The sequence below is a fragment of the Chryseobacterium polytrichastri genome (assembly GCF_900142445.1).
Classification (GTDB): domain Bacteria; phylum Bacteroidota; class Bacteroidia; order Flavobacteriales; family Weeksellaceae; genus Chryseobacterium; species Chryseobacterium polytrichastri.
Map to the genome: position 1 here is coordinate 1 of NZ_FRAV01000001.1, position 13,577 is coordinate 13,577.

The 13,577-nt window shown below is 35.0% G+C and carries 10 protein-coding genes and 1 pseudogene; 10 read left to right on the forward strand and 1 reads right to left on the reverse strand.

Annotation, left to right across the window (positions count from 1 at the left end; genetic code table 11):
• Nucleotides 1–94: 94 nt before the first annotated feature.
• The 3 genes and pseudogenes from BUB80_RS00005 to BUB80_RS00015 all read left to right on the forward strand — a co-directional run.
• A pseudogene (locus BUB80_RS00005) lies at nt 95–1,087 on the forward strand (acetyl-CoA C-acyltransferase); the annotation flags it as partial.
• Between the two features lie 59 nt (nt 1,088–1,146).
• Nucleotides 1,147–2,550, forward strand: a complete 1,404-nt coding sequence (lpdA, locus tag BUB80_RS00010) for a dihydrolipoyl dehydrogenase (RefSeq protein ID WP_073289759.1) — start codon at nt 1,147–1,149, stop codon at nt 2,548–2,550.
• A gap of 411 nt (nt 2,551–2,961) precedes the next feature.
• On the forward strand, nt 2,962–3,354 hold the full coding sequence (locus BUB80_RS00015; RefSeq protein ID WP_054508829.1) for a VOC family protein: 393 nt from the start codon (nt 2,962–2,964) through the stop codon (nt 3,352–3,354).
• A gap of 119 nt (nt 3,355–3,473) precedes the next feature.
• Here the strand turns inward: BUB80_RS00015 and BUB80_RS00020 are convergent, their stop codons facing one another.
• Nucleotides 3,474–3,869 carry a RidA family protein gene (locus BUB80_RS00020; protein ID WP_083546952.1) on the reverse strand — a complete coding sequence of 132 codons (396 nt, stop codon included), beginning with the start codon at nt 3,867–3,869 and terminating at the stop codon, nt 3,474–3,476.
• 147 nt (nt 3,870–4,016) lie between these two features.
• On the opposite strand from BUB80_RS00020, the gene BUB80_RS00025 reads away from it, so the two are divergent.
• The 7 genes from BUB80_RS00025 to BUB80_RS00055 all read left to right on the forward strand — a co-directional run bounded on the left by BUB80_RS00025 (nt 4,017) and on the right by BUB80_RS00055 (nt 13,547).
• The gene (locus BUB80_RS00025) at nt 4,017–4,898 is read left to right on the forward strand and encodes a helix-turn-helix domain-containing protein (protein ID WP_073289761.1); all 882 of its coding nucleotides are present in this window, start codon (nt 4,017–4,019) and stop codon (nt 4,896–4,898) included.
• A 96-nt stretch (nt 4,899–4,994) separates the two neighbouring features.
• Nucleotides 4,995–5,885 (forward strand): leucine-rich repeat domain-containing protein, encoded by an 891-nt coding sequence (locus tag BUB80_RS00030; RefSeq protein ID WP_073289763.1) that lies wholly within the window; start codon nt 4,995–4,997, stop codon nt 5,883–5,885.
• 2 nt (nt 5,886–5,887) lie between these two features.
• Nucleotides 5,888–6,820 carry a hypothetical protein gene (locus BUB80_RS00035; protein WP_073289764.1) on the forward strand — a complete coding sequence of 311 codons (933 nt, stop codon included), beginning with the start codon at nt 5,888–5,890 and terminating at the stop codon, nt 6,818–6,820.
• Nucleotides 6,821–6,945: 125 nt separating this feature from the next.
• Nucleotides 6,946–8,241, forward strand: coding sequence for a GEVED domain-containing protein (locus BUB80_RS00040; RefSeq protein ID WP_073289766.1), 1,296 nt, complete (start codon nt 6,946–6,948; stop codon nt 8,239–8,241).
• Between the two features lie 975 nt (nt 8,242–9,216).
• Entirely contained in the window at nt 9,217–10,239 is a 1,023-nt protein-coding gene (locus BUB80_RS00045) for a hypothetical protein (protein WP_073289768.1), read from the forward strand.
• Nucleotides 10,236–11,066, forward strand: coding sequence for a DUF4280 domain-containing protein (locus BUB80_RS00050; protein WP_073289770.1), 831 nt, complete (start codon nt 10,236–10,238; stop codon nt 11,064–11,066). Before BUB80_RS00045 ends, BUB80_RS00050 begins: the two co-directional genes overlap by 4 nt.
• A gap of 3 nt (nt 11,067–11,069) precedes the next feature.
• Complete coding sequence (locus BUB80_RS00055; protein ID WP_073289771.1) at nt 11,070–13,547, forward strand: glycoside hydrolase family 19 protein; 2,478 nt, start codon at nt 11,070–11,072, stop codon at nt 13,545–13,547.
• The last annotated feature ends 30 nt before the right edge of the window (nt 13,548–13,577 follow it).

Genomic DNA, 13,577 nt, shown 5'->3' on the forward strand with positions numbered 1-13,577 from the left:
AAGGAATATTGGTAAATACAGAGCAAGAGCAAAACCAATAGTTCCTAAAAATCAACGAAATAGCTTATGAAATACACTAACTTAATGACATTGGGGTCAAGCGCCGGCAAGACAGGCAGCTATCTTTTCAAAGATTCCGGTTGATAAAGATGCAACCACCATTAATAAAGTCTGTGCTTCAGGAATGAAAGCCACGACGTTGGGCGCACAACAGATTCAGCTTGGGTTGGAGGATATTGTAGTCACTGGCGGAATGGAAAGCATGAGCAATGTTCCTCACTATTCCCATTTGCGTAATGGAAAAAAATTAGGAGATTCAATCCTGACAGACGGATTGATCAAGGACGGACTTTGGGATGTATACAATGATTTCCATATGGGAAGTGCCGCCGAATTGGGCGTAAAAAAATACGGACATACAAGAGAGCAGTTAGACGATTACGCTTTACATTCTTATAAAAAAGCCCAGGAAGCAACTGACAATAATAAATTTAAAAATGAACTGATTTCAATATCCGTTGATGGTAAAAAAGGGAACACAGTAGTAGATAGAGATGAAGACATCGACAAACTTATTCATGAAAAAGTCTCACAACTAAAACCCGCTTTTGAAAAAGAAGGATCACTAACAGCTGCTAATTCCAGCAACCTGAATGACGGAGCCGCCGCTTTGATATTGGCATCCGCCGAAGCGGTAGAAAAGCACAATCTAAAACCTTTAGCTAAAATTATTGCTTATGCAGATGCCGCTCAGGCTCCGGAATGGTTTACCACTTCGCCGTCTATTGCGATAACAAAAGCATTGCAACAGGCGGGTCTTAGCTTAGAGGAAATCGATTATTTTGAAATTAATGAAGCCTATGCTTCGGTGATCTTATCCAATCAGCAGATTCTGGGCTACGACCTGAATAAAGTAAATGTATATGGCGGAGCGGTTGCACTGGGGCATCCTATCGGAGCGTCAGGAGCCAGAATCATTGTGACGTTACTCAATGTATTGCGCCAGGAAAAAGGAAGATATGGACTCGCAGCAATTTGCAACGGTGGAGGTGGTGCTTCAGCTATTATCATCGAAAATATAGACTGATATATAATTAACCACCATCACATTTACCTAAATATAATCATCTAAAATACTATAAAGAAATGGAACAATATGATTTGGCCGTAATCGGCTCAGGTCCGGGAGGCTATGTCGCTGCTATACGAAGCGCTCAATTAGGCTATAAAACGCTTCTTATTGAAAAATATGACACATTGGGAGGTGCATGTACTAATGTGGGCTGTATTCCCACAAAAACACTATTAGACAGCACGCATCATTATCATGATGCTGTACATAAGTTTAAAGCTCACGGTATTGATCTGGATTCCGTTCAACTCAATTTTGAGCAGATGTACAAAAGAAAAACAGAGGTTGTTCTCAAAAACACCCAAGGCTTGGATTATCTGATGAAAAAGAATAAAATAACCTGTATGCAGGGAACTGCTTCTTTTGTAGACCATTCAACTTTAAAAATAACGGCAGAGGATGAATCTTTTATAACAATTAAAGCAGACCGGTATATTATTGCTACGGGATCTAAACCTGCTTCTATTCCGGGAATTATCATTGATAAAAAAAGAATTATCTCTTCCACTGAAGCTCTATCTCTCCAAGAGCAGCCCAAAAGCATGATCATTATTGGCGGCGGTGTTATAGGAGTAGAAATGGCTTCTATTTTTAACAGAATGGGAACTCAGGTAACCATTCTGGAATATGCCGACCAGCTGATCGCCAATATGGATCATGATTTAGGGAGTAACTTAAAGAAGATTTTAACAAAAGAAGGAATTGAAATTCATCTTCAACAGTCTGTTTATAAAGCTGAAAATGTAGGAGATTATGCAAAAGTTGGCTTTAAAGATAAAAATGGAGCGGAACAAGAGTTAGAAGCTGAGTATGTTCTGATGGCAGTCGGTCGAAAAGCCAATACCCAAAATTTAGGCCTCGAAAATACGGATGTACAGCTGGACCAAAGAGGAATGGTTATCGTTAATGACGAACTTCAAACCAATGTCCCAAATATCTATGCCATCGGAGATGTCATCGGCGGAGCGATGTTAGCGCACAAAGCCGAAGAAGAAGCCGTATTTGTGGTTGAAAGAATTAATGGACAAAAACCACATATTCATTATCACCGAATTCCTTCTGTAGTATACACTTGGCCGGAAGTGGCGTCTGTGGGTTTTACAGAAGAAGAATTAAAACAAAAAGGAGTTGAGTATACCATTGGGAAGTTTCCTTTTTCTGCCAATGCAAGAGCCCGCGCAGGAATGGATACCGAAGGTTTTGTAAAAGTATTGACAGATCCAAAATATGGCGAGTTATTGGGCGTTCACATTATTGGAGCCAGAGCAGCAGATCTTATTGCACAGGCAGTTGTGGGATTGGAGTATGAAGTAACTGCAAACGATATGGCCAGAATGTCTTATGCACATCCTACGTACGCCGAGGTATTGAAAGAAGCCTACACTATTGCCTCAGGGCGACCTTCTCTTAATATTTAAAACCTCTGTGAGTTCTTATTTACGACTTAGGAAACTGAAGCGTTAAGAAAATGAACTCTGTGAACGTTAATAAAATTCTACTGTTTGAGTGCGGGACAAATATTTATCGGAAGCAGCAATAGTAAATCCGCACGAGTTTTAGAATTTTTAGAGAGCAGATTTTATTTTTAGTGGAAGTTTCCAGTCTTGACTTTTTGTTTCCTTTTGTGTTAAGACAAAAGAAAAATAGATAAAAAAATCATAAAAAATATTAAAACTTTTAATGATCATCTGTAATCTTATCTGATCTCATTGAAAAATTTTTGTGACCTTTGCTGAGTAGAATGCCTTAGCGCTTTTTGAATTAGAAGAACATGAACATTAAGGTAGGTATTCAAAATTTTTAAACATTTTAAGACAAAAAAACAATACATGATCAAACTAAAATACATTATCCTTTACGTAGAAGACGTACAGAAGTCGATGAACTTTTACAAAAACACCTTTGATTTCGAGATTAAATTTATCACTCCGGAAAACGATTATGGAGAATTAATTTCAGGAGAAACTACACTTTCTTTCGCTTCGTTAGAGCTTGCGGGTTCAAATATTAAAAAAGGATTTCTGGCATCTAAAACAGTTGATAAGCCTTTCGGAATAGAGCTGGGTTTTGTAACCGATGACGTAAAAGCTTTAGTTGAAAAATCTATAGCCAATGGCGCTTCCTTATACGAAGAAATCACCGTAAAACCTTGGGGGCAAACAACGGCTTATATAAAGGATATTGATAATTATTTAGTTGAGATCTGCACAGAAATTCAATAAAATACTATTTCGCCAATAGTAAGTTACCCAACATGCAATAGATGGTGTGGTAAAATAATGAGTGTGTTTCGTCATATCCAATACAACGAAACACACTTTTGTGTTTACTGTCAGTCAGACTATATTCCTACTACAGCAGTAACTTCTATTTCAATAATTACATCGCTTCTAAATAAACCTTTTACTTCTACAAGTGTGCTTGCGGGCGGATTATCTAAATTAATAAATTGATCTCTGGCTTCTCTGTATCCTGCGATTTGCGAAATATCAGAAATGAAAATCCCGAGTTTTACAATATCATTAAGGCTGGCATTACAGGTTTCTAAAATATCTTTGATGTTTTCAAAAATTTGAATCGTTTGCGTTTTTACATCATGACCCACTAGTTCCCCTTGCTTGTTGAGTGGAATTTGCCCCGACAGGATAATCATCTTCTGATGCCCCAATGGAATCTCTACGGCTTGTGACAACCCTTTTATCGTAAATACTTTTTCTGAATTTTTAAACTGTAACATAATTGAATGAATTAATTTTCTGCAAAATTCTACTATATTCAGCGGAATGAGATTGCTTACCATGCCATATTTCATGACTATTTGTGTCAACAGGAAAAGAGGGTTATGATTGGTGAATAGATTTTCTATTTTTGTAAAAAATCCTACATGAACGTTGTAAAACAAATAGCAGATCAAGATTCATTTCCGGGAACACATATTATCTTAACATCAAAGGGGATAGGTACCATAGAGATTTGTCGCCAACAACATACCACCCCTTTTCATAAGCAGAATATGTTGAAAGAACATTTTCTGTTATTTGCAATGGAAGGGGTGAATGAATTGCGCATTGGAAACCAACTCTTTTCTTTAAAAAAGGGCGATATGTTATTGATAAAAAAAGCGACGTATGTTGAGATCATAAAAAGTGGTAATGCCCTCAATAACTTTATGTATGAGAGTGTTTCTTTCACTTTGAAGAAAGACATCATTATTGATTTTATTAAATTGATTCAAACAGATGATTATTTAGGAAAGCCCGTTCCGGATGATGAAGTAATCGTTCATTCTTACGGTGGGAGATTGCAATCCTTCTTAGCATCATTACAACCTTATTTTGATGATAATGAAAATATAAAAACAGAATTATTTAAGCTTAAAATTTTAGAATTGCTGTTTGACCTTTCACAGGAAAATCCAAGATTTTTACAACAATTGATTCATCTTAACCGGTATGAAACCAGAGATTTGGTAAAAACGATGGAAGCGTATTGCTTTCAACCACATACCCTTCAGGAGTTGGCGCATATTTCAGGAAGAAGTTTGTCCAGCTTCCGCCGGGAGTTTGAATCTCTTTATCATCGTTCACCTGCGAAATGGATACAGGAAAAGAGATTACAAAAAGCCAAAGATTTACTCCTTTCTACCCAGCTTACTATTGCTAATGTTTGTGATGAAGTAGGCTATGAAAATGTATCACATTTCTCCCGTTTGTATAAAAGTCACTTCGGATTCAGCCCGAGTGAAACCAAAAAGCAACTACTGTGATACGATCTATTTTATTTAACTTGAACGGATTGAAAAATCTATTTATAGAGAAACAACGAATTAGGTAAAAAGTAGTAATTAAAAATTCAATAAAACATGAAACACCATTTTGCAGATTTATTATACCGTGAAGACGAGTATTGGACAATTGTTCCGAATAATGAAAGGTACGCCTATTCTATAGAAAGAGAAACTACAGATCTGGGAAGCGCTAGAATATTGACGATCAGTAAGAATAATGAAAATTGGCGACAGATCTTCCAATGTCCGAATCTGGAGGAACTTACGCTTTATGATCCAAGCAAAGAACAGGTAGAAGCTATAAAAGAACTCACCCAGCTTACAAGATTAAGGCTTTCTTTTTTCAGGGCAAAAGACATAGAGTTTATCGAAAATTTAAAAAATCTAGAAGAGGTTGTTTTTGAATATGTTTCGGGATTCTCTGATCTTTCACCCCTTCAGAAATTAGCAAAGCTAAAATCAGTTCATTTTGAAAACCTGCGTAGGGTTTCAAACTTCGACGGATTGAAAGGAATTAACAGTTTACGGTATATGCATATTGACGGCACCCTCGACTGGAGCCAGCCGATTGACAATTTTTCTTTTTTAGAAGGCTTACCTAATCTGGAAATGCTGAGCCTTGGATTTGTGATTAATAAAACAGAATTTCCGGCTCTTTTATCAGTTTTAAAATTAAAGAAACTCAAGAGATTGCGTATTGGAATGGCAACATTTCATGCTAAAGAATATGCATTTTTAAATAAAGCATTGCCGAATGTTATCAAAGGCTATACAGAGGAGGAAACTTCATGGTCTGCTTACTACCAAAAGAATAGTAATAATGGAGATATCTATTTTCTGGGTAAAGGATCACGAACCATAAAATCTACTGCTTCTAATGCAGCAGAGAAAAAAGAAGCTGCTGTTAACCAATTTGAAATCTATGAAAGAGAAGCTGAAGAAACTCTTAAACCTTATCTACTTTAAATATGAACATCAAAGAACATTGGAGAATAAAACTTAAGAATGCAGTTTTTGGGAGTATAAAACCAGAGATTGATCCTTTTGATGATACGCATTTTTATATAAGTGATGGTTGGGGATCTTCATTTCCTTCGATGAAACTGAGAAAGCTTACTCTTGAAACGGGCGATGAGGTCAATAGCATTTCCATTAAAAATTCTGTCCGTTGTTTATATTGGAATGAGAATCAAAAAGATCTTTTTGCGGTTTCTGACAATACCATATTTCAGATAGACAGAACTCGTTTTACTATTGAAAAGAAGTTGAAAAAAGGAGTTCCAAAATACAGTGATTACATCAATTCGGATGATAAAGATATTTTACTGATGATGAATTTCAGTTCAAGTGTTCTGAATATTTATAATTGTACTACGGAGACCTCAACAAAAAAGAAAGTGAAATCTTGCAGAGGAATCAGCAAAGAAAGTGAAAACAGTTTTCTTATTTTCTGTGGACATTATGGTTTTGTGATGAGGTATGATCTTAGAAAAAATAAAACAGAAGAAGTGCTGAAAACAGAAATCTACCGAAATGTGATTCATAAGAAATCGGGGAAGTTTTATCTTCAATGTGGAATTTTAGAACCTGCTACAGAAACAAAACATGAAAGAATAGAACCTATTCCAAAGCTTATCATCTATCAGTCTTTGGAGGATAAAGCTCCATTTACATTAGAATTAGATTTCCATTTTACCGATTTTTTAGTCTCTGAAGATGAAAAACTGATCTATTTCTATGAAGACAATAGGGTATGGGTATATTCTTTAGAGCATAAAAAGATAGAAAATCATTTCATTTTTGAAGAAAACATAAGAATTCTACAAATTTTCGATAAACAAAGAAAAATATTAGCCTATCCTTATGATGATGTAAAAGCTCTGATATGCTGGACGTTCTGATTCAATAATCGTCTGTACAAAAGATGTTTTTAAGTAAATCACAATAAACTGATAAATGTCAGCATCTTTATTATTTTTATTAAGTCTAAATAAATATAAATTTGTCTCAATAAAAATAACTATTAATGAAGAAGACTTTTATCCTTTCTGCTGTTGCATTTTGCGCTCTTGTTGAAGCTCAATATTGTTCACCTACGTTTCAATATGGTGCAGACAGCAACATGATTACCAATGTTACTTTTGGAAGTATCAATAATACCTCTCCGTTTCAAGCTGGAACAACACCTGTTTATGAAAATTTCACTTCGAAATCTACAGATGTACAATCAGGGGTAAGTTACCCGATTTCCGTAAAAGGACCTTCAGGAACATTTCCGAGTGATGTGGTAGTGTTTATTGATTTTAACCAAAACGGAAATTTCAATGATGCAGGAGAAAGTTTTTACATCGGTCGTTTGGCGGCGGCTAATCCTGCTAATGCATTTACTGTTACGGCAAATATTGCCATCCCAAGCAATGCAACTGCTGGAGCTACAAGAATGAGAGTTCTTAAAAATAGTAATACAGCAGCGTATTCCAATCCCAATGCTCCGAACACAATCAATACAGCTTGTGATACGAATTTAAGAGCAGGACAAACAGAAGATTACACCGTTAATATTATCGGAAATACATCAGTATTCCCTGCGCCTTATTGCGGAGATGAAAATATTACAAGTCTTACCGTTAGCGAAATTACCAAAGTAGAATTCGCAGGCCTTACCAAAAACAGTCCGATTAACGGTTCTTCTACAACAATAGAAAACTTTATCAGCACTGTATTTGACGTTAACCGAGGAGGTTCTTATCCTATCTCTGTAACAGGAGGAACTCACGGACAAACTACGGTTTCAGCGTATGCTTACATCGATTTTAACCATAACAATATTTTCGATGATAACGAAAAATTCAATCTGGGGTATTTAGACAATTCAAATCCGGTTCCGAATGAGCAATCCGGTATCACTTCAGGTACTATTGCAATTCCTGCTGATGCATTGTTGGGCCCAACCCGTTTCAGATTGGTAAAAGCGTATGAATCCAGCTCATGGATGGGAACATTAGAAAATTTACCATGTCCAAAAAACTGGTTCATTGGTCAGGTAGAAGATTACACCATCAATGTACAATCATCAAGTCTTTCTACAAGAGAAGTGGCTAAAGAATCATCAAAGATATATCCAAACCCAACAACAGGTTTAGTTTATATTAAAACAAATGAAAAGGTAGAGAAATTTGAAGTCTACAATATATCTGGACAAAAGTTATCAGAAGGAAATTCTACAACCATCAATATCAGTGATTTTGTTCCGGGAACTTATTTAATTAAAATTCAGACGAACAACAAAAAAATAAGTACAGAAAAAATAATTAAACAGTAAAACACATATCTAATCATATCCATATCAATTTTTGTTTTTTTCTAACCGACAGGCTATATCTGTCGGTTTTTTTGTGGGCAGGATGCAGTACAGTTTTAATAAAGGCTTAGAGCCTGTGATAATTTTAGATAACCATTGATTGATGAAAGTCTTAAACCATTAAGAGTAATTTAGTTATTAAGGAAAATTAAGAAAATCCACGGATTTCCTTAAGCGGGTCGTCATAAAGCAAAGCTCAAAACTTAGAGCCTGTTTAGATTTTACTCAATAATTTTTATACATCTAGTTATCAGTTGTTTATTTTCATCAACAATACTCAATAGATGATGTTTGAAATTATTTTTTGATTAAAAATATTAACGCAAAGTTGATGAATAATTTTGCTTTATTCTAAGTGAGCAAAGTGATGCGACTTCGTCGCTGATGAAGCAGTATGCTTATCCATACGCTTCGACGAATCAACTTAGTTGATTCTATCCTTTGCTCCCTGAAAACATACATAATGAAGCTAAAGCTTTGCGTTAGAAAAATAGGTCATCAGTACATTGTCTTTTAAATCAAAAAAAATCCTTAAAGAATATGATTTAGATAACCATTGATTGATGAAAGTTTTAAACCATTAAGAGTAATTTAGTTGTTAAGGAAAATTAAGAAAACCCACGGATTTCCTTAAGCGGGTCGTCTTAAAGCAAAGCTCAAAACTTAATATTCTAAAAACCTTAAAAGAACCTTAACGGTGAAAAAATAAGAATTACTAAAAATAAAAGCAGTCAATTATTTATGCAAGGTGAAAGTGAAAAACTAAACAACCTCTTAAAGATATTGATTCAATACTTTGCTTCTTGACATTTTTCAAATAATTGAAGTTTTCAATCTGAATATCCAATCGTAGTTCTACTACAATTTCTCAAATTTAACATCAAAACTAAGGTTTAAGAAATCTTTTTTCATTAATTTTATCATATAACACACTCGATGGAAATAAATTACTTAAAATACAAAATTCGTAATGGAGATTCCCTTCATTCAATTTCTTCCCGGTTAGGAATGACCGTTGAAGAGTTAAAACTGTTTCATAATACGCACTGTGAGAAGCTAGATACCCTTTGGTTTGAAAATATAAGTCATATAGAATCTCTATGGGTTCCACAGAATTATAAAACGGAAGAGCAGAAAGAACAGGAAAAAAGAGAAGACCTTCCTTCATTAAAACGATCAAATGCTTTCCATGCTAAGGAATATAAAGTTTGTGAAACTTTTGAAAGCATTGATGAGCTTCCTTTAACAGTTGATTATACCGTTAGTTTAGAAAGTCGAAAACTTCAAAACAAACCTATTGTTACATTTAATCGGAAAGATTTTATAACCAACGGAGAAGTTCCTGACAATAAAATAAGCACACTTACTCTTGCCTGCATGGAAAGTATATTGCCTGTAGATTTTATACTTCATGATAATGGGTTGATTGCTGGATTTTTAAATCATAAGGAAATAAAAACACGTCTCAGGCAAAAGCGTTATGATCTTGAAGATTATTTTCAGGGAGAAACGAATACAAGCTACCTCAAATTATTTCAGGAAAATTGTAGCAATGAGAAGTTATTTTTAAAACAGTTTTGTTCCAGCTTACTTTTTCAGATCTTATTTCCCAATATGGAATGGTTTCAAAAAAAAGAATCATGGAGAGAAAACTTCTTCTTTTTTCAAAACTCCTTTCAAATAGCATGTCGTATGGAAGCTGAATATATAGCAGAGGATAAAGATCATATGCTCACGGTTTTGACAGGGAAAATAGCCGAACCTTGCAGTTTTCAACAACTTAAAAATGGAAACAGAAGCAATGAAGCTGACATAGATAATGCTTCAGGAAAAATCCAAATCCAATATACCACCCATAAACAAAATAAATGTTTGATCAGAGCTGAGGCAACTCTAATTTTCAACAGTGAAAAAGCAGTTGATTACAAACACCATCTCACTTTAACACAAATGATATGAAAAATTACACCATTCAACAAGGCGATACTTTCAATTCGCTCTCACAGAAATTCAACATTAAAGATGATGGAGTTTTAAAAACCTATCATAATCTCCATTGCCCAATCGAAGATGTGATGCAGGAACCCATCCCAGGGAAACAAATCATCATTCCTGAAAATCCTGATTTTTTTGAAACCAAAGATCCCACTTCTGAAAATCCAAATGATGAGGTAACAGACCCGATGAATGGCTATGATGAGGTAACAAAAAACGAATCTGAAGCTACAGAATCTGCAAATTCCCAGAAATCAGAGAAAGAAGAAACTGAAAAAGCAAAACAGGAAAATAAAACAAGTAATCACGACGGAAAATATTTCGTAATCCAGAAAGGGAAAGCTCAATGTAATCAGGGAAATCAATTTCCTCAGTTTAAAGTAAGCTCCCATCAAAGGCATTATTTTAATGATTCGGGAAATGATTCCGATTATCTTGCGGTAACAGAAAATGATTTACAGTTTAACCCTTCGGGACCAAGTTTCGGACAATGCAAACTAAAACCTTCTTCAGGTGGTAATCTTCCCTGTGCTTTTGCGCCTGCCGGAAAATGGCAAAAAGTGTACGAAAAAACAAAAGTCGAAGGTCAAAGTTGTCTTTCAGAGATTTCTGAGCTGATGTGTAGCACGGGAGGAAAAATCACTGTCCTCAAACATGGACAGCAAAGTGAACTTAGCAAGAAACAAGTTGCAGAGGCTGATACAAGAGAACAGCAGGTGTATAATCCTATTGTGGACTTTGAGGAATTTAAAGAAGATATTAATGGTACAGATGAACTTTATTATGTATAAGCTATGGTAGGAAATATTATTGGAAATCAGAATCCTGTAGTCGGAATAAGCTACAGCTACGAGCTTAATCCGCTAGGTCTTTTAGGTTCTTTGGGAAGTAACTATGAATGGCAAATTTTCAAAAAACAAAAAACCGGACGATGGAAAGACATTACCAACACGCCCAAAAAAGGAAATAAGGCAACCTATCAATTTGGAGAAATCGCGATGGGAATTGAATTTGAAATGAAGGTCTACGAAATCAAAGAAGGACTGCTTTCAGGAATAGGTTCCTCAAAGAATTTAATCGGAACTCTTTCTGTGATTCCCACAAGAAATGAAGTGCCTAAAATAGATAGAGTTACCTTGTTCAACAGAGGCGCAAAAGATATCAACAAAGCCAATTATCGAGATACCTTAATAGCACAAGCTCATTGCATTGCAATGTTTAATCAGGAAATAGAATTTCATCTCTGGGAGGATGATGCTGAGGGAAGAGGTCCCAATGCTGAGGTCAATAAAAACAATCGTTATTCTAAAACATATAAAGCCCGAGTCAATGAAAAAGGCCTTGCCGAAGTGAAGATATCCCTGATGTCAGAAGAAAAAATACTTCGACAAATTGCTGATAAGTATATGATGAAGGGCGATCAGAGCGAAGGAGCTTATCATGAATATTATGTAACGGCAAGTCATGCAGGGAAAATACTTGGCGCGAGTCAGGTTAATGTGAATGTTGCCAATCCTGATTATAAAAAAGAGAAAGCTCAACCTCAAAAAGATACACCGAAGTTTCCGGAAAACCCGAGACACAACAAACAAAAGGATCCGAAAGGAAATATTATAGAAGCCGTTTTTATTAATAACGAAGGCAAAGAACTTTCTAAAATCACAGTGGGAGACCCTTTACGTGTAAGAATACACAGTAAAAATATGGTGGGTAAGCATATTCAGTATGTGATTTGGGAGAAGGATGCTACCTCTAATGATGAGATCTACCGCAGCAAGATGATCAAAATTCCCGGTGATGTTTGTGATACTTATGCCATTATCTTGGATAAAGATCTGTTTAAAAAAGGAATTGATCTTCCATTTGGTGATCCAGATGCAGATCAACAGCATTATTTTATTGAAATTATTTCTTTAGATTTATCTGCCCAGTCGGTGAAGTTTGGAGTGGATATGGAAAATGGCCTTCTTGAAGTGGAACAGGTGAAAAGCCCTTCGATTATTAAGGAACCGAAAGTTATGGAGAAGAAAAAAGAAAAAGGAAAATGTCCTAATTGTGAAAAAGATATAACGGTTGAACAATTACAAAAAATATATACTGCTAGCAAAGATGTTACTCTTATTTCTGAGTTAACTAAGTATTTAAATAAATATAAGAAAGAATATAAACTTGATACGTGTGCTAGAAAAGCTCATTTTTTCGCACTATCAATTCAAGAGTCTGGTTTAGATTTAATAGGAGCTATTTCTGGAGAAGGATTGAATTATTCTGCCGAAGCATTACCTATTCAATTTAAGGCATTTAGAAAAACAAATAGTCAAGGACGATCAGTTGATAAGTATGGAAATCCAACAACTGATAATACTAAAACAGTTCCAAATGATTTAGCATATCAATATGGAAGAAGCTCAAGAAATGGTTACATTGCAAATAAGAAAAAAATTGCTGAAATAGCGTATGGAAATCGTCCAGAATTGGGCAATAGATCACCTGAAGATGCATGGAATTTTAGAGGACGTGGTCTATTGCAAATTACAGGTAGGACTACATATGGAGAAATTCAAAAAAGAATAAATAAATTCGCTTCTTCAGAAAATATTAAAATTGAAGATGGGATGGATAGAGATTATTCAGCAAAAGAGGCTGCTCTTACAGGAATGGCAGATTGGTATAAAGAAGATATGTATGTTGCCGCTGAAAAAACTGGAAAATTGCCAGATGATGATGTTGTAGACCTTATTGTTAACATTATAAATAAGAATACTAATTCTAGAACTAAACGAAAGGAGCATTATAAAATAACAAAAATTATTTTTGAAGTTGATTTATGTCCTTATGCCAAACCACAGCAAGTAAAGAAAGCAGAATCAAAAGAACAAAAAATAGATAAAAGTGGAAGCTACGATATTGAAAAGGCCGTTGCTCATCTTAATAAGAATGCTCTTCCAAAATCAAACAGTCAGTGCGCTTTATATGTTAGACAAGCAATAAATGCAGGTGGAATATATAACTTATCGGGACATGCAAGAGAATATTATAATACAGATAAATTGGTAAAGTCTGGATTTACAAAAATAGGAACAAATATAGAATCTATAAATTTAGAAAAGGGTGATATTGCTGCATTTTCTGGTGTAAAAGGACATTCATATGGTCATATTGCGATGTGGAATGGATCGCAATGGGTATCTGATTTTAAACAAAAATCTTTTTGGGTAGCAAATCAATATTCTGTTGAAAAAAAATACGCTATTTATAGATGGAATAGGTAACAATAGTTTTACCTAATCAAATAATACTAA